At 63.2% G+C, this 16,057-nt stretch carries 16 protein-coding genes; 8 read left to right on the top strand and 8 right to left on the bottom strand.

Annotated elements, in window-relative coordinates:
- Positions 1-7: 7 nt before the first annotated feature.
- Complete coding sequence (locus tag P1M51_RS14280) at positions 8-166, bottom strand: hypothetical protein (RefSeq protein ID WP_276245838.1); 159 nt, start codon at positions 164-166, stop codon at positions 8-10.
- Positions 167-204: 38 nt separating this feature from the next.
- Positions 205-2,187, bottom strand: coding sequence for an endonuclease MutS2 (locus P1M51_RS14275; RefSeq protein ID WP_276245837.1), 1,983 nt, complete (start codon positions 2,185-2,187; stop codon positions 205-207).
- A gap of 161 nt (positions 2,188-2,348) precedes the next feature.
- Between P1M51_RS14275 and P1M51_RS14270 the strand changes: the two genes are divergently transcribed.
- Complete coding sequence (locus P1M51_RS14270; RefSeq protein ID WP_276274636.1) at positions 2,349-3,575, top strand: MFS transporter; 1,227 nt, start codon at positions 2,349-2,351, stop codon at positions 3,573-3,575.
- A 78-nt stretch (positions 3,576-3,653) separates the two neighbouring features.
- Positions 3,654-4,529, top strand: coding sequence for an ATP-dependent sacrificial sulfur transferase LarE (larE, locus tag P1M51_RS14265; RefSeq protein ID WP_276245835.1), 876 nt, complete (start codon positions 3,654-3,656; stop codon positions 4,527-4,529).
- A gap of 18 nt (positions 4,530-4,547) precedes the next feature.
- On the opposite strand, the gene P1M51_RS14260 is transcribed toward larE, so the two are convergent.
- Together P1M51_RS14260 and P1M51_RS14255 are read right to left on the bottom strand one after the other, a co-directional pair.
- Positions 4,548-5,153 (bottom strand): histidine phosphatase family protein, encoded by a 606-nt coding sequence (locus tag P1M51_RS14260; protein WP_276245834.1) that lies wholly within the window; start codon positions 5,151-5,153, stop codon positions 4,548-4,550.
- Between the two features lie 33 nt (positions 5,154-5,186).
- The gene (locus P1M51_RS14255; protein ID WP_276245833.1) at positions 5,187-5,960 is read right to left on the bottom strand and encodes a twin-arginine translocase subunit TatC; all 774 of its coding nucleotides are present in this window, start codon (positions 5,958-5,960) and stop codon (positions 5,187-5,189) included.
- A gap of 125 nt (positions 5,961-6,085) precedes the next feature.
- On the opposite strand from P1M51_RS14255, the gene P1M51_RS14250 reads away from it, so the two are divergent.
- The 3 genes from P1M51_RS14250 (at position 6,086) to P1M51_RS14240 (ending at position 9,070) form a co-directional block, all read left to right on the top strand.
- Entirely contained in the window at positions 6,086-8,092 is a 2,007-nt protein-coding gene (locus P1M51_RS14250) for a twin-arginine translocase subunit TatC (RefSeq protein ID WP_276245832.1), read from the top strand.
- A gap of 89 nt (positions 8,093-8,181) precedes the next feature.
- A complete protein-coding gene (locus P1M51_RS14245) occupies positions 8,182-8,355 on the top strand; it encodes a ribbon-helix-helix domain-containing protein (protein WP_276245831.1) in 174 nt (57 codons plus the stop codon).
- Positions 8,345-9,070 (top strand): queuosine precursor transporter, encoded by a 726-nt coding sequence (locus P1M51_RS14240; protein WP_276245830.1) that lies wholly within the window; start codon positions 8,345-8,347, stop codon positions 9,068-9,070. The genes P1M51_RS14245 and P1M51_RS14240 overlap by 11 nt, the downstream gene beginning before the upstream one ends.
- 77 nt (positions 9,071-9,147) lie before the next feature.
- Here P1M51_RS14240 and P1M51_RS14235 read toward each other — a convergent pair whose 3' ends face one another.
- The 3 genes from P1M51_RS14235 to P1M51_RS14225 are packed head-to-tail and all read right to left on the bottom strand — an operon-like array spanning position 9,148 to position 11,186.
- Positions 9,148-9,912 (bottom strand): 23S rRNA (uridine(2552)-2'-O)-methyltransferase, encoded by a 765-nt coding sequence (locus P1M51_RS14235; RefSeq protein ID WP_276245829.1) that lies wholly within the window; start codon positions 9,910-9,912, stop codon positions 9,148-9,150.
- 54 nt (positions 9,913-9,966) lie between these two features.
- Positions 9,967-10,791 carry an arsenite methyltransferase gene (locus P1M51_RS14230; RefSeq protein WP_276274635.1) on the bottom strand — a complete coding sequence of 275 codons (825 nt, stop codon included), beginning with the start codon at positions 10,789-10,791 and terminating at the stop codon, positions 9,967-9,969.
- Positions 10,788-11,186, bottom strand: coding sequence for a metalloregulator ArsR/SmtB family transcription factor (locus tag P1M51_RS14225; protein ID WP_276245827.1), 399 nt, complete (start codon positions 11,184-11,186; stop codon positions 10,788-10,790). Before P1M51_RS14225 ends, P1M51_RS14230 begins: the two co-directional genes overlap by 4 nt.
- A gap of 255 nt (positions 11,187-11,441) precedes the next feature.
- Between P1M51_RS14225 and P1M51_RS14220 the strand changes: the two genes are divergently transcribed.
- The 3 genes from P1M51_RS14220 to priL all read left to right on the top strand — a co-directional run bounded on the left by P1M51_RS14220 (position 11,442) and on the right by priL (position 15,796).
- A complete protein-coding gene (locus P1M51_RS14220; RefSeq protein ID WP_276245826.1) occupies positions 11,442-12,185 on the top strand; it encodes a DNA polymerase sliding clamp in 744 nt (247 codons plus the stop codon).
- Between the two features lie 107 nt (positions 12,186-12,292).
- Positions 12,293-14,656, top strand: a complete 2,364-nt coding sequence (locus P1M51_RS14215; RefSeq protein WP_276274634.1) for a PQQ-binding-like beta-propeller repeat protein — start codon at positions 12,293-12,295, stop codon at positions 14,654-14,656.
- A 57-nt stretch (positions 14,657-14,713) separates the two neighbouring features.
- Positions 14,714-15,796: a DNA primase regulatory subunit PriL gene (gene priL / locus P1M51_RS14210; RefSeq protein ID WP_276274633.1), complete on the top strand. Its 1,083-nt coding sequence runs from the start codon at positions 14,714-14,716 to the stop codon at positions 15,794-15,796.
- 2 nt (positions 15,797-15,798) lie between these two features.
- On the opposite strand, the gene P1M51_RS14205 is transcribed toward priL, so the two are convergent.
- The gene (locus tag P1M51_RS14205; protein WP_276245823.1) at positions 15,799-16,002 is read right to left on the bottom strand and encodes a hypothetical protein; all 204 of its coding nucleotides are present in this window, start codon (positions 16,000-16,002) and stop codon (positions 15,799-15,801) included.
- Positions 16,003-16,057 lie beyond the last annotated feature (55 nt).

Below are 16,057 nucleotides of genomic sequence, written 5' to 3'. Positions count from 1 at the left end.
CTCGGCGTCAGACGTGCGTCATCGCCCGTCTGACCTCTTCACCGGAGACGGGCACGTTGTGTCTCATGTCGTGGTGTTTGCGCGCCAGTTCGAGGACGTGATTCGAGTCATTCGCCTGCACGACGAATGCACATCCTCTGACTGGACAGCGGTAGACGACAGGCATTGACGGAGTGTAGGCGGCGAGAAGGGGTAAATGCGCGCTCAGGCTTCGAACTTTTCGAGCAACCGCCCGTAGAACGTGGCGTCACCCTCGGCGGCGAGTTTTTCAACAATCAACTCGGGCGTCGACCGGGCGAGGTGGTCTTTCTGTGGCGAGCGATTCACGACGAGTTCGCCGTCCACGAGACCGACGGCTTCGATGCCGTCGACCGCCACCGCGTAGTCCGCGGCGTCTCGAATCTCGCCCGCGAGGTGAGAGACGAACACGCCCGAGTCGTCGCGCTCCGAGAGCGCTTCGAGGATGCCGGCGATGATTTTCGCGCTCGCGCCGGGTTCGGTTATCGACTCCAGTTCGTCCACGAGGACGAGTTTCTTCGCGTCGCCGGTGACCAGGCCCGCGAAGTCACGGAGCGTGCTCTCGAACGCGCCGGCGTCGAGGGTTCCCTGGGTCTTCGCGTGGTAGTGGAGCTCTTCGACGAGGCTGATGCGCGCCTTCGCTGCGGGCACGGGAAGCCCCATGTGCGCGAGGATGACGACGACGGCACAGAGGTCGAGCGTGGAGGTCTTCCCCCCGCTGTTGACCCCCGAGAGCAGCGTCACGCCCTCGACGGCGTAGTCCACCGGGTCCACCTCGTCGAAGGGCACGTCGAGCAGAGGCGAGCGCCCGCCCTCGATGTCGAAGCCTTCGCCCGCGAGGTCGGGCAGCACGCAGTCGTAATCCGCGACGAACCGAGCAATGGCCAGTTCCACGTCGAGTTCGAGCGACGCGAAGACGAGTTCTTCGACGGCCTCGGTCATGCCGTCGAGTTCGACGGCCACCTCGCGCTTTCGCCGGGCCGCGCGGCGGTCGCGGGCCACGGTCAGGTCTTCACGTAACCGATTCACGACCTGCTCCTGGTGGCCGACGGGGAAGGTTGGCTCCTCGCCGAAAATCATCCGCCCGATTTCCGCCTCGCCCGAATCGAGCGAGAGGGAATCGACGAGGTGGTCGCGGGCGGCCTCGATGGCTGCGTCGTACTCGTCTGCAAGTTCTCGCGACAGCAGCGAATCGACGCCCGCACCCTGTTCGACCAGCGAGAGCAGGTCTGACCCCTCGATGGTCACGTCGCGGGCCTGAATCGCCTCGCGCAGCCGGTCGTTCGCCACGTTCTCGGCCATCGACACCGCCGCGTCCAGGTCGTTCGCAGCCGCGGTGAGGCGTTCTAACTCCTCGTCACCTTTCACCGTGCCGTCGTCGTTCAGCCGTGTGAGGCCCGCTTCGAGTGCATCCAGTTCGAGGCCCTGTGGCGGTTCGAGGTCGGCGGCGCGGTGGACGCGAATCGCCGCCGAGAGGCGTTCGCGGTTCGCCGCGAAAAACGCGAGCGTGCGCTCGGGGACGATGTCCACGGGATTCTCGAAGGCCTTCGGTTTCACCTGTACGTCGCCGTCTATGTCGACGCCCGCGAATTCCTCGTCGAGCGCGATGACGGTGGCGTAGCCGCGTGCCAGGTCGCCGAGCCTGCGGGCGTCCTCGACGATTTCGACGCTCAGTTCAGGCACGGCCTCCTTCGCCTCGGCGTAGATTTCCGCGTCCATCGTCGCGAGACAGCGGTCGCGCACCCGAACGTTTCGGGGGTGGGCGAGCGGTTCGACGGCGGTCAGCGCCTCCAACACCTCAGGCGTCGGGTCGCGTGTCGTCGCATCGTCGACGAAGGCGCGCACCTCGTCGATGCGTGATTGCTTCGAACTCGGAAACAGCGTCTCCAGGCGCTTTTTCGCGTAGGTGGTCACGGTGCGCTGCTGGAGGAGGGCAAGCGTGTCCTGATAGAGTTCACGGGCTCGATTCGTCGCGAGGAACGTCCCGGGGTCGCCGTGTTGCTCTCGAATCGCCGCCCGCGCGATGCTCGCCGCTCGCCCTTCAGTGATGCCGGGGGCGCTCGCCAATCGCAGCACGTCGCCGCGTTTGAGCGCCGTCTCGGGGTCGTCGAGCTGCGCGAGTGCGGCCGCGGTTTTCTCGCCAACGCCCGGGATACCCTCGAAATCCATTCAGCCGTGTGATACCCACCCGGGGACAAAAAGCGTTCGCGGTCCGGTCCCGGCGGCCGACCCACGTTTTGACGCAGGATTATCCGCCCAGCCAGCGAATCTCTACGCATGAGTTGGGGATGGGGTGCCGCCCGTGCGGTCGGCATCCGGGGGACGTCCTGATGGCTGAGAATCTTCGACCAGACCGCGTGCCGTGGCGTTCGCGGACGGTACAGGTCGTGCTGTTGAGCACGCTGCTCGCGCCGCTCGGTGTCCCGCTCGTGGCTCCGGCGCTGCCGGTCATCCGCGACGCCTTCGCCGTCACCGACGCGCGTGCCAGCCTCGTCGTCAGCGCCTATTTCGTCGTCGGCATCGTCCTCTCGCCGTTCATCGGCCTGCTCGCAGACCGCCTCGGCAGAAAGCGCGTGCTCGTCACGAGTTTGCTCGCCTTCGGCGTCACCGGCGGAGCCATCTACTTCGCGCCGTCATTCGAGTGGGTGCTCGCACTCCGGGCGATTCAGGGCACGGCGGCCGCCGGGCTGTTCGTCGCGACGGTCACACTCATCGGCGACACCTTCGAGGGAACGCAACGAAATGCCGTCCTCGGGATGAACATCGCGGTGCTCTCTGCAGGCGCGGCGCTGTTCCCGCTCGTCGGCGGCATCCTCGTCTCCTTCGGGTGGAACGTCCCCTTCCTCGCCTGTCTGCTCGCGATTCCCGTGGGCCTGTTCGCCCTCTTCGCGCTCGAAGAACCGGCACTCGTCCGCGAGGCGCGCGGCGTCGCCTACATCCGGCGGGCGCTCTCAGTAGTCACCGGGCCGAACACGCTGTTCCTGTACGGTGCGGCGTTCGCCACCGAACTGCTGTTGTTCGGCGCAATTCTCACGGTTCTGCCGTTCCTGCTCACCGCACAGTACGGTCTCGCGCCGGTCTTCATCGGCGGTATCATCGTGGCTGCGGAGGTCGGGTCAATCGTCGTCTCGACGCAAAACGGCCGACTCGCCCGCCACATCTCGAATCGCCTCCTCGTCGCGGGCGGGTTCGCCTGTTTCGGCGTCGGTCTCGTCGTCGCGTGGCTCGCCCCCTCCGCGCTCGTCGTCGCCCTCGGCGCGGTGGTCGTGGGGGCCGGACTTGGCCTCTCGATGCCCGCCGTGGACGCCGCCATTAGCGACCTCGTGACCGGCGAGTACCGCGCCGGGGCGCTCAGCCTGCGCAACAGTACCACCTTCCTCGGACGGGCGACTGGCCCGGCGCTGTTCGCGGGTCTCGCCGCGGTCACGGGCTACCCGCTGCTCTTGCTCGGCGCAGGGCTCGTCTCGCTGACCCTCGCGCTCCTCATCGGGGTTGCTCTCCGCTCGTCGCTCGACCGCGCTGGGACCCCGCCGGAAAAGCCGGACGAGGCGGTCTGACCGCACCCTCGTTTCGCCCAGCTGATAGGATTCGCCGCGGACAACGTACTTTTGTTTACGCGGCAAGTAGCCGTGTCTATGCCTACGGTTGAGGAGAAAGCAGCAGCCGTCCGCGAGGACCTCGCCCAGCGCGACAGCGTCCTCGTCGCCTTCAGCGGCGGTGTCGATTCGAGCGTGGTCGCGGCACTCGCCGCGGACGCCCTCGGCGAGAACGCGGTGGCCTGTACGGCGAAGAGTGAGACGCTCCCGGCGGCCGAACTGGACGACTCCGTCTCGGTCGCAGACGAAATCGGCATCCGGCACGAAATCGTCGAGTTCAGCGAACTCGACAGCCCCGACTTCGTGAAAAACGACGAAGACCGGTGCTACCACTGCCGGACGATGCGCCTCGGCAAGATGTTCGACAAGGCCCGAGAGCTCGACATCGAAATCGTCTGCGACGGCACGAACGCCTCCGACCTCGGCGAGGGCCACCGTCCCGGCCTGCGCGCCGTCGAGGAGTTAAACGCCTACTCCCCGCTCGTCGCCCAGGGAATCACCAAAGACGAGGTGCGCCAGATTGCGGATATGTACGACCTCTCAGTCGCCGACAAACCGGCGATGGCGTGTCTCTCCTCGCGCATTCCGACCGGTCTCGAAGTCACCGAAGAACGCCTCTCTCGCGTGGACAAGGCAGAACAACTCCTCAGAACGTGGGGCTTCTCGCAGTTCCGCGTGCGCGACCACGACGGCCTCGCCCGCATCGAAATCGCCGAGGACGAACTGGACCGTGCCTTAGACGCTGACTTCATCCGCGCCGCCCGTGACCACATCAAGGACGCCGGCTTTGACCACGTCACCCTCGACCTCTTTGGCTATCGCACCGGCAGCGTGAGTCCCGCCGGGCAGGCCACGGCGGCCGACGAACCGCTCGTCGAGAACGTCTTCGACGCTGAGTACCCGACCGGTAAGTAGTCCGAAGCGACCCGACAACTAGTACGGCGTCTCGTTTTCCCGCACCACGCGGGACTCCTCCTCGACCGCGATTTCTGAGACCGAACAGTTCTTCAGGCGCAGTCGGGTGTAACTCTCGACGATGTCGTGACCCTGCAGGTGGCCGAGCAACAGGTACATCGGCCCGCCGTGGCTCACTACGAGGACGGTGTCGCCTTCGCGGTGATTCTCGGTGAGGTCCTCCCAGCCGGAGAGCACGCGGTCTCTGACCTGTACGAGACTTTCTCCACCTTCCGGTACTTTCGCCGCGGCTTCGAGGCCCGCTCGCGTGAGCGAGAATTCGGGGAATCGCTCGGTTATCTCGTCGTGGGTGAGTCCCTGATAGACGCCGAGGTCACGTTCACGCCACGCCGAGTCGAAGGTAGCGTCTGCCTCTACCGACTCGCGAATGTGCACCGTCGTCTCCCGAGTGCGCGTCAGGTCTGAGGCGTAGATGTGGGCGATGTCGTACTCCGCCGCGAGGGTCTCACCCGTGACCCGGGCCTGTTGCTCGCCGTTTTCGGTGAGCCGTGAGGGAGCCCACCCCTGCATGCGTCGCTCGCGGTTCCAGTGCGTCTCGCCGTGGCGAACCAGCAACACTCTCATCGTCCGGTGAGAGGGAGGGGGGAGAAAAGAGTGTTACCGCTGGGTCCAGCGCAGGAGCAACAGCGTCCCCTCGAACAGGGCAATCATCGTGGCCGCGACGATGATAGGTGCCATCCCGGTCGGGTCGGGGCTGAACAGGAACGCGATACCCGCGAACGCCCCCCAGAAGTAGAGGCGACGGTCTGCGAGCCACTGGCGGGTGGTCAGTCCCATCATGATGGCGAGCATGACCATGAGCGGAATCTGGAAGATGAGCGCGAAAAAGCCCATCAGCAGGACGATGAGGTTGAACGTCTCGGTCAGGCCGTAGGCGACAGTCGCGGCTCCCTGGGTGTAGTAGGTGAAGTAGGTGAAAATGGTCGGGAGAACGAGGTAGAACGCGAAGGCAACGCCGATGAACGCGAGGATGAGACTCGTCGGGACGGCCGCGAGATAGTACCGGCGCTCGTGCTTGTAGAGGCCGGGACGCATGAACAGGTACGTCTCGTAGACGAACACGGGTAACGCGATGATGAACCCGGCGAGCGAGGCGACTTTCAGCCGCGCGAGGACCAGCGCGAGCGGGTGGTAGAGTCGGGGTCGTGCCACGTCGGTTCCCGGGAGAATGTTGTTCCAGAGGAAGTTGATGATCTGGTCTGCGAAGGGGAACACGATGCCGCTTATCACGGCCATGATGACGAGGACGACGCCCGTCCGGCGGACCATTTCCTCGATGTGGTCCGCAAGCGGCATCTCCTTGTCAGACGCCGGCCCGTTCTGCACAGAGCCATCTTCGTTTACGGCTGGGGCTGAGAAGTGGTCAGCCATCGTCCGAACCCTCCGACACTCCCGTCATTACTCGCTGATAGTCAGGCCAACGTTTGTAAACTTTCTTCTCCGCGCAGAGAACAAGATTGATAACTCAGACCGGGCTACCTTCGCCAGATACGGGGATGTCTGGAGCGATAGACGACGACACGAAACGCGCTGTCGCCAGTGGTCGGGAAACGGTCGGCGCGATGCTCAGCACGGCACAGACCCATCTACAGAAGGTCTTCATCGTGTTCGTCATCGGGCTGATGGGCACTATCTACGCCCTGCGCGAGTTCGTCTGGGTCCAACTCAAGGCGGACCTGTTCTCGAAAATGGGCCCAGACGTCGCAGACCAGACCGACGTCATCGCCGTCACACCGTTCGACGTCATCCTCTTGCAAGTGAAAATCGGCCTCGTCGTGGGTATCTTGCTCGCCATTCCCTTCCTCCTGTACTACTCCCGCGACGCGCTCCGTGAACGCGGCCTCTGGCCGACCCAGCGCATCGGCCTCTGGAAATTCACCTTCATCCTCACGCTGAGCCTCGGACTGTTCGTCGGCGGCGTCGTCTACGCTTACGCCCTCTTCTTCCCGCTCATGTTCGAGTTCCTCGCCGGGAATGCGATTCAGGGCGGATTCCAGCCGACGTACTCCATCGTCCACTGGGCGCAGTTCGTCTTCCTGTTGACCCTCTCCTTCGGCCTCGCCGCCCAGCTCCCGCTCGCGATGACCGGCCTCGCGTACATCGAAATCGTCCCCTACGAGACGTGGCGCGATAAGTGGCGTCACGCCGTCGTCGCCATCTTCATCTTCGGGGCGCTGTTCTCGCCGCCAGACCCCTTCACCCAGATTATGTGGGCCGTGCCGCTGCTCTTCCTCTACGGGTTCAGTCTCGGCCTGACGAAGGTGCTCGTCTCGACGCGCCGCCAGCGCGACGCGCCGAGTCCAGCGAGCGCGGGCGACCCAGCGGAAATCGACATCGACAGCCTTGACGCCGCCGCTATCTATGCCGCACCCACGGAAGTGTTCGCGGCCATGTCCGAAGACGAGGCGCTCCAGCACGCCAGCACGGCGATGCAGGACGACGACGCCGACAAGGCACAGGCCATCTTAGACCGCTTCGACGAGGTGCAAGAAGCCGTCGAGGCTGACCCCGTCGAGAACGGCGCGACTGCCGCCGCCGTCAACGATATGCCAGAAGACGAGGACGCGGAGGCTCCTGCGGCGAATACAGACGCCGCAGACGGCGACGTCGATGACGTTCGCCCCGACGACACCGACGAGGAATCGGGGAGCGCCATCACCCGCACGACGACCGGTATCGTGAACGCCTTCTCCGAGGACGAGAAGACCGAAGACGACATCGGCGGCTACTACTACGACATCGCGTTCATCCTCGAAAGTCTCACCTCGAAAGCATTCTGGATTGTGGGGACGTTCATGCTCGTCCTCGCGAGCGTGTTCATCTTCCTCTACTCGGGTGGCATCAAAATCATCCGGGACAACTTCCTGAGCAAGGTTCCAGAGGCCATCGCCGCAGACGGCATCGACTTCGGTATCGTCGCGCTTCACCCGGTCGAGGCGCTCATCTTCGAGGTGAAAATCGCAACCGTCCTCGCCGCCGTCTCAGTGATTCCGGTATTGCTCTATTTCGCGTGGCCGTCGCTCAAAGAGCGCGGCTTCGCCCGCGGGAACCGCAACGTTCTGCTCCTGTGGGGCCTCTCGATGCTGGTCGGCATCGGTGCCGGAACGATGGTCGGATACTCGTACGTCGCACCGACCATCGTCTCGTGGCTCGCCGCAGACGCGATTCAGGCGAACATGATCATCTCCTACCGCATCAACGCCTTCGGGTGGCTCGTGTTCCTCACGACCGCCGGCATCGGCATCCTCGGGATGATTCCCGTCTCGATGCTGCTGTTCCACCGCGGGCGTATCATCACCTACCGCACTTTCCGCACCCGCTGGCGTGAAGTGACCATCGGCATCCTCGCAATCGCCGCCTTCGGCGCGCCGGGCGGGATGTTCATGATGTTCATCCTCGCGATTCCGACGCTGCTCGCGTACTTCCTCGGCCTCGGCTTGCTCTGGGTCGTGACCCTCGGCGGTCGTCGCGTTCCCGAAAAAGAACGCGCTGGGGCCGATTAACCGGCGATTTGGCTGATTTCGGGCGGGAGAGACATTCTCTCGTGGACTCCCAAGAGAGGATTTAAGTATTCTTCCAGTAACATCCTACCATGCCAAAAATCAGCGTTGAGGTTCCAGAGGAACTTCTTTCTGACCTCGATGCCCACGTGGGGGAAGACGGCAAATTCGTAAACAGAAGCGAAGCGATTCGAGCCTCGATTCGCAAGATGCTCGACCTCCTCGACGAAATCGACGACCGTCACGGGAGAATCGATGACGAGTGATGCCGGGGACCCAGTACGCCTCGCGCTCGTCGCGCTGTTTATCACTGCACTCGTCACGGCCCAGCTAACCGCCTCGAAAGTCCTCGCCTTCTCGATTCCATTCTCGCTGCCGCTAGCTGGCAACACGCTCATCTTGCCGGGCGCGGCGCTCGCCTACGCGCTCACCTTCTTCGCCTCTGACTGTTACGCAGAACTCTACGGGCGCAAACCGGCGACCATGCTCGTGAACGTCGGCTTCGGGATGACGCTCGTCATGCTGGTGCTCGTCTGGACGACGATTCAGGCCCCTGCATTCCAGTTCTCGCCGGTCGATGCGACCACCTTCGCGTCCGTCCTCGGCGCGAGTACGAACATCGTCATCGGCAGTCTCGCCGCCTACGTCGTGAGTCAGAACTGGGACGTCTTCGCGTTCCACAAGATTCGCGAGTTCACGAACGGCGAACACCTCTGGTTGCGCAACATCGGTTCGACCGCGAGCAGCCAGGTCATCGACACCGTCATCTTCGTCTCGCTCGCGTTCTACCTCGTTCCCCAACTGCTCGGGACGGGCAACCCACTGCCGCTGGTGCAGGTCGCCGGCCTCATCATCGGCCAGTACCTCCTCAAACTGCTCATCGCGCTCGGCGACACCCCGTTCGTCTACGCCGTCGTGGGCTTCGTCACGTCGCGCCGCGAGAAACAGGTCGCCGACGCCGGCGAGTTCGCCTTCGAGTAACTACCGTTTTTCACGTCGACTATCCGCGAATCGTCCTGGTCGGCTCACTGCTGATTGAGCAGTAGCAAAATCGGTTTTTACTCGTCGTCGATGCGCTCTGCGAAGCCAAAGCGCGGCTTGATGTCCGTCACCCTGACCTCGACGGTCTCGCCCGCTTCCGTGCCCGGCACGAACAGCGTGTAGCCGTCGAGTTTGGCGACGCCGTCGCCTTCCTTGCCGATGTTCGCGATAGTGACTTCCACGGTGTCGCCTTCGCGGACCGGCGAGGTGAGGAACCCTTTCGCGACCAGATAGAGTTCGGAGGATTCGTCGCGGGAGGCGTCAGGGTGAATGGCGCGGACGTACTCGAACTCCTGTTCCATGTCGTCGCGCAGCGGTTTCACGTCCTGTCCGTCGAAAATCTTCGCGACGAAGTCGCCGCCGGGGGCGAGGATATCCGTCGCCGTCTCGAACGCCTGGCGAGCGAGGTAGGCAGAGCGCGCAGCGTCTAAGCTGTACTCGCCGGTCATGTTTGGGGCCATGTCGGAGATGACGACGTCGGCCTCGCCCGCCGTCTCCCGGACGGCGTCCTTGATTTCGTCGGTCGTCATGTCGCCCTTGATGGTCTCGACGCCGTCGATGGGCTTGATGCGCTGGAGGTCGACGCCGATGACCGTGCCCGACGGGCCGGTGAGTTCCTTTGCGACCTGGAGCCACCCGCCGGGGGCGGCCCCGAGGTCCACCACGGTGTCGCCCTTCTCGATGAGGTGGGCCTCCTCGTTCAGTTGCTTCAGCTTGTAGGCCGCACGGGAGCGATAGCCCTCCTGTTTGGCTTTGTTGTAATAGTGGTCTTTGCGCGGCATTTGATTGCCGTGGCGTAGGAAACGCGGCTTCTTACGCCCTTCGACCGAGCGAGGTCAGCGCGCCGGTTTTCGCGCCGAGATGTCCGCGGATACGATGTACGCACTCAAGTCGAGCGAGTCGTCCCACTCGCGGATGAACTCCCCGCTGTCGTCTTTCGGCGCGATGTCGATGTCCTCGAACCCCGCCGCAGCGAGCGCCGATTCGAGGTCGTCGATGGTCGACGCACCCGCAACGCAGGCGGCGACCGATTCCGGGTCGCGCCGAACAGAGTCGGGGAGGTCGGCGGTCATGACGACGTCAGAAATCGCCACACGGCCGCCCGGCTTGAGCGCCCGGAACGCCTCGCGGAACACCTGCGGCTTGTCCGGCGAGAGGTTCACGACGCAGTTCGAGATGACGACGTCGACCGTCTCGTCTGCGACGGGGAGGTGCTCGATTTCGCCCAGTCGGAACTCGACGTTCGTCGCGTCGTTCTTCTCGACGTTGGCACGAGCTTTCTCGACCATCTCGACGGTCATGTCCACGCCCAGGACGCGGCCCGTCTCCCCGACGCGGTGGGCGGCGAGGAAGCAGTCGAAGCCAGCTCCCGACCCGAGGTCGAGAACCGTCTCGCCCGCTTCGAGCGAGGCGAGCGCCGTCGGGTTCCCACAGCCGAGTCCGAGGTCCGCACCGGCCGCGACGGCCGCCACGTCGTCGTCAGTGTAGCCGAGTGCCGTCGAGTCCGCCTGCGACGCCTCGTCGCCACAGCAGCCGTCGGAACTCCCACAGCAATCGTCGTCCGCGTCAGTGCTGGTCCCTGACTCCGTCGCGATTTGCGCGTAGCGGTTTCGCACGGCTCTCCGCTGTGCTTGCGCCGACAGCCCCGATTCGTCGCTCATTCCTGCTCACCTCGCGAGCCGTCGAGCGCCGCCAGCAACCGTTCTGCAAGCGGTGTTGGTTGGTAGTACCGCCACGTCCCCTCTTTGCGACGGGAGACGAGTCCAGCGTCCGTGAGGCCGCGAAGCGCGTGGCTCACGGCACTCTCGCTCACCGACAGTAGCGGCGAGAACTCACAGACGCACAGTTCTCGGTCCGCCACGGTGAGCAGGCGGACGATTTCGTAGCGCGTCTCGTTGCCAAGCGCCTTGAGCGCGGCCACGTCGCGCTCGAACGGGGATCTGGTCCCATCGGAGAGCGCCTTCAATTCGTCCAGTCGCTCCGTGAGCGCCTCGTCGCAGCACGTCCCACGCTCGTCCTCGATGAGACGGCGCAGACGCGTCGTGTCCTGAGTCATAATTGAATAATTGAACAGCTATTCAGATAAGCGTTGCGGCGGCTTTTCTGCCGCTCTCGCCCCGAGCGACTGCCTCTGGCAGGGCATCGATTCAGCCGTTCAACGGTCGTTCTCGCGTTCGGTCATCACCGGATTTCGGGAGGCCGTGTCGGTCACCCTTAGCCGATGTCGCTCGGCCACGGCGATTCGCGCACGCGCGCAGTCGCAGGCGCGAACGCGAGTCTTTTTATGCCGGGCTTTCGTACCCCGAAATACATGTTCAAGGCTATCGTGAGCGCTGAAACGCTCCGGACGGCCCTTGATTCCGTGAGTGTGCTGGTAGACGAGTGTAAAATCCACCTCAACGAGGACGGGTTCGCCATTCGGGCGGTCGACCCGGCGAACGTTGGGATGGTGGACCTCACGCTCGATGCCAGCGCCTTCGAGTCCTACGAGGCGGACGGCGGCGTCATTGGCGTTAATCTTTCCCGACTGGAGAACATCGCAGGGATGGCCAGCTCTGGCCAACTCGTGCAGCTCGAACTGGACGAGGAGACGCGAAAGCTCCACATCCAGATTGAGGGCTTAGAGTATACCCTCGCGCTCATCGACCCCGACTCCATCCGGCAGGAGCCGGACATCCCCAACCTGGACCTGCCGGCACAGGTCGTCATCGAGGGACGCGACATCGACCGGGCAGTCAAGGCCGCAGATATGGTCTCTGACCACATCGCACTGGGCGTCGAAGAGGCAGACGAGTTGTTCTACGTCTCCGCAGAGGGCGACACCGACGACGTGCGTCTGGAACTCCCCCGCGAGGACCTCATCGACTTGCAGGCCGGGCAGGCCCGCTCGCTGTTCTCGCTCGACTATCTGAAGGATATGAACAAGGCCATCCCGAAAGACGGCGAGGTCACCATCGACTTAGGCGAGGAGTTCCCGGTGAAACTCCACTTCGAACTCGCAGAGGGCCAGGGCAGCGTCACCTACATGCTCGCCCCGCGTATCCAGAGCGACTAACCCTCACTTCTTGCGGTTTTTTCACGATAGGTTGCTGATCGTTCGGTTTGTCTAGCTATTCTCTTAGCCAGAAGACACTTACAGGCTTTTTAGAATATCTCTGGACGATGACGGAACTTAACCGACGTACTACCCTCCAAGCGCTCGGTGCTCTCCTCGGCGCAGGTGTGACAGGCGCGGGTCTGTCCACACTTTCCGACGTTGCGGCAGCAGAGACGGCGATTAGTGGCTATCCGATGTACGCCTACGATTCACAGAACACCTGGCACGCAGCGGGAGAAGCCGCTCCAGACACGGACGCGATGGTCCGTTGGAGCGTCGACACGCCGGAGGCTGCCCCCTATGCGCCAGCAATCGCTGATGGCGTTGCGTACGTCGTACACGAGGTCACGGCCTCACACACTGATAGAACACTGTACCTGTCGGCCATCGACCTCGCGTCCCAGTCGACAGCCTGGAGCAAAGAAATCGGCAATTCGGGGTCGAAGTATACGCCAATCGTCCACGAAGACCGTGTTATCGTCGTCGGTGTCGCATCTGGTGAACAGGTATTCATCGAGAACGAGGTTGCCGCGTTTTCGCGGTCCGATGGGGCTGAGCTCTGGCGGTACGAATCAGACGCAAAGTATTCCTCTGTCGGGACACTTGCAGACGGACAGGTCTTTTTCAAACTCATCGGTGTCGACGGCCACCGAAGCGCGTTCGTCGCACTCGATACCGAAGACGGTTCAGAGACGTGGCGAGTCGCCGGTCCGTCCCCACGAGAAAACGAACACGGAAATCTGTCCGACGGGGAACCCGACGCACCGGCCGTCACTGACGGAACTGTCTACTTCACCGACCAACAGCGAATTCTCGCCATCTCGACCGACGACGGTAGTGAGGTGTGGCGAGACGATAGAGGAACCCCATTGAGCGTCTCCCCGGTCGTCGGAGATGGACTCGTTTACCTCACGGTTGGACGACGAGTCGTCGCCTACGACTCAGCAGACGGAACGCCGATTTGGGCACGAGACGTCACGAATCACCGGGGGGTTTCACAGCCAACAGTAGCGAACGGCACCGTCTACGTGAGGGACGGCTACAACACGTTCTGGGCAATCGATGCTGCGACTGGAGAATATCGCTGGGAACGCCAATACGACACACATCCCGGAGGTGACACCTGGGATCAGATGGCGATTTCCGGGTTCTACAGCACGATCGTCGCGGCCGATTCGAAGCTTTTCGCCCTCGCACAGCTCAATAACGGGGAGTATCACCTCTTCACCTTTGACACGGAAACGGGGGATGTCCTGAACGTTCTGCCTGCACGACCAAATTCGACCTACATCTCGAATCCAATCGTCGCCGACGGCCGACTGTACCTGACTGGCGGGGGGAGCGTCTACGAGTTTGGCGCACCGCCCGAATCACTCGCATGGCGGTTCGATACGAAAGCGGCTCACGCCTCGCCACTCGCAGACAGCACGCAACTGACCGTCACGGCAGACGCGGACGGTAGACTCTACGGCCTCGACCCAGAGACGGGCGAGCAGGAATGGGAGTTCATTGCACAGGGGTCGCTCCAGTTTGGCCCTGCAAGCGAACAGGGAACCGTGTTCGTGGCTGACCGCGATGTGCTGTACGCTGTCGACCGTGCTACTGGCGTCGAACAGTGGCGCTTCTCACCAGAACGACCGCTCGACACCGACGTGGCCGTCGCAGACGGAACGGTGTTCGTTGGCACGAAATACCGCCACCCGTGGTCGAAACTCTACGCACTGGATGCTGCCGACGGGAGCGTGAAGTGGGACTTCAGTGGAAAGACCTGCCCCGGCCTCGAAGGCTTTGCGGCTGGGCCCGTTATCGGCGGTCCATTCGTCATCTTCAACGACACGAATGGCCGTCTGTGGGCCGTAGAGCGTCATACTGGAACGCTTGGCTGGAGCGAACGCGGTCCACGACTCGAATCGCTCGAAGCCTACGACACCACCGTTCTCGCCGGAAGTCAAACACGAAACGAGGACCCACGGACGAACCTCGTAGCCTACGATATCGACGGAATCGAACGCTGGTCGAAAACGTTCTCACACGGGCGCGAAGACGAGAACACCTACGTCGATTCCATCGTCTCGACTGACAACGCGGTGTTCGTCACCGCAGGTAACGATGACGCATTCGGAAACGACATCGACAACCACCGGCTCTACCGACTCTCGCCGACGGATGGGACCGTCGAATGGGAGCACAACACTCGTCCATCGCCGCACAGCAATTACGTCGGACTTGGCGAACTCGCTGTCGCAGGTGATAGCATCTACGCCGGCACCGACGAATGGCGACTCCACAAGTACGACGCGAATTCGGGCGAACTCCTGACCCGATACGAACTCGAAGGTGACGCAGTTTCAGCCCCAACAGTCACCGACGGCACGGTCCTCGTCGGCAAGCACCTTGGCACCACGTTCGCCTTCATGCGAGACAGCTAACCCGACTCTCCGAGAATCCATTCAATTTATTCGGACTCACCAAGAAGGTGAAGTTCAATGAAGCAACTCCACGCCAGATACCCGTTCCTCGCAGCCTCGCGGCAGGCGGTCCAAGAGGCGGGCGTGGACCTCGCCGAACTCGTCGCCCGCGAGGACGACCCCGTCGTCGCGCGGGCCGTGGCGCGCGTGGAGGGCGCACTCACCGACGGTGACGTGGGCGAACCCGACCGGAGCGCCCGCACGGAACTGCTTTCGTATCCCGTCGCCCGCGTGCTCGTCTCGCTCGTGGACGTTCACATCTGCACCCGGCGGTACGCCCGTGCGGAGGCGAAAGCCGCCCACGAACAGTTCGTCGCGGAGTTCGAGGAACGCACGGAACTCAAGAGCACGCAGACAGAACGCCTCTCGTTCGACCAACTCCTCGCCGAATTCGACCTCGCGAGCCACGTCCACGAAGACGGCGCAGGCTATCGCGTCGACGTGGCGACGTACCTCCTGCTCGCGGCGGACATGTGGGGCGACGAGTGGCGACTCGTCAACCGCGAACTCGCGGACGGACAGGTCCCCGTCACGCAGGCAGAGTGCCACCAGCTCCTGCGTCAGGCGGTTCAACACCGCATCGAGGACGGACTCCCCCTGAACGTCCCCGACGCCATCGCCGAGTCGCTCGCAGACGAGGTCGAACACCTAGAGCAGGTCATCTCGGAACTCGACCTCACCCGCGAAATCGACACCGTGGTCCCCGACCTGTTCCCGCCGTGCATGAAGGCGCTGCTCGACAAGATTCAGAAGGGCGAACATCTGGAGCACCACTCTCGGTTCGCCATCACCGCCTTCCTCGCCAGTATCGGGATGGACACGGACGAAATCGTCTCGCTCTACGAGGTGAATCCCGGCTTCGGTGAGGAGATTACGCGCTATCAGACGAATCATATCCGCGGGGCGACGAGTCCGACCGAATACTCGGCACCGTCGTGTGCGACGATGCAATCCTACGGCGACTGTATCAACAAAGACGACCGCTGTGAGACCATCTCGCACCCGATGGCCTACTACGAGAAAGCCATCGACGACGCGGACGACGATGACCTCACCGACTGGCGTACGGAGAACGCAGAAGCCGAGTCAGAAGAGGCCTGAGTCTACTTCTTTCGCGAGAGCCAGAAGCCGATTCCCGCCATCAACAACACGAAGCCAACGATGGTGCCGACGAGTGCGAGTGCACCCTGGCTGCTCAGCGAATCTCTCGTGTACGTCGCCCCGACGGCCACGACGACCGCGACAAACAGCACGACGGCGACCGTAGAGACGACGATTTCGACAAGCGCGTCCCGCTCTAATTCCATGCGCCGCCTTCTGTTCCCCACTTCAAAAGCGCTTCGAAGCTTCAGAGGCGCGCTC

This window comes from Haladaptatus sp. QDMS2, from assembly GCF_029338295.1.
In the GTDB taxonomy this organism is placed as follows: Archaea; Halobacteriota; Halobacteria; order Halobacteriales; family Halococcaceae; genus QDMS2.
This window is presented reverse-complemented; position numbering and strand designations above follow the sequence as displayed.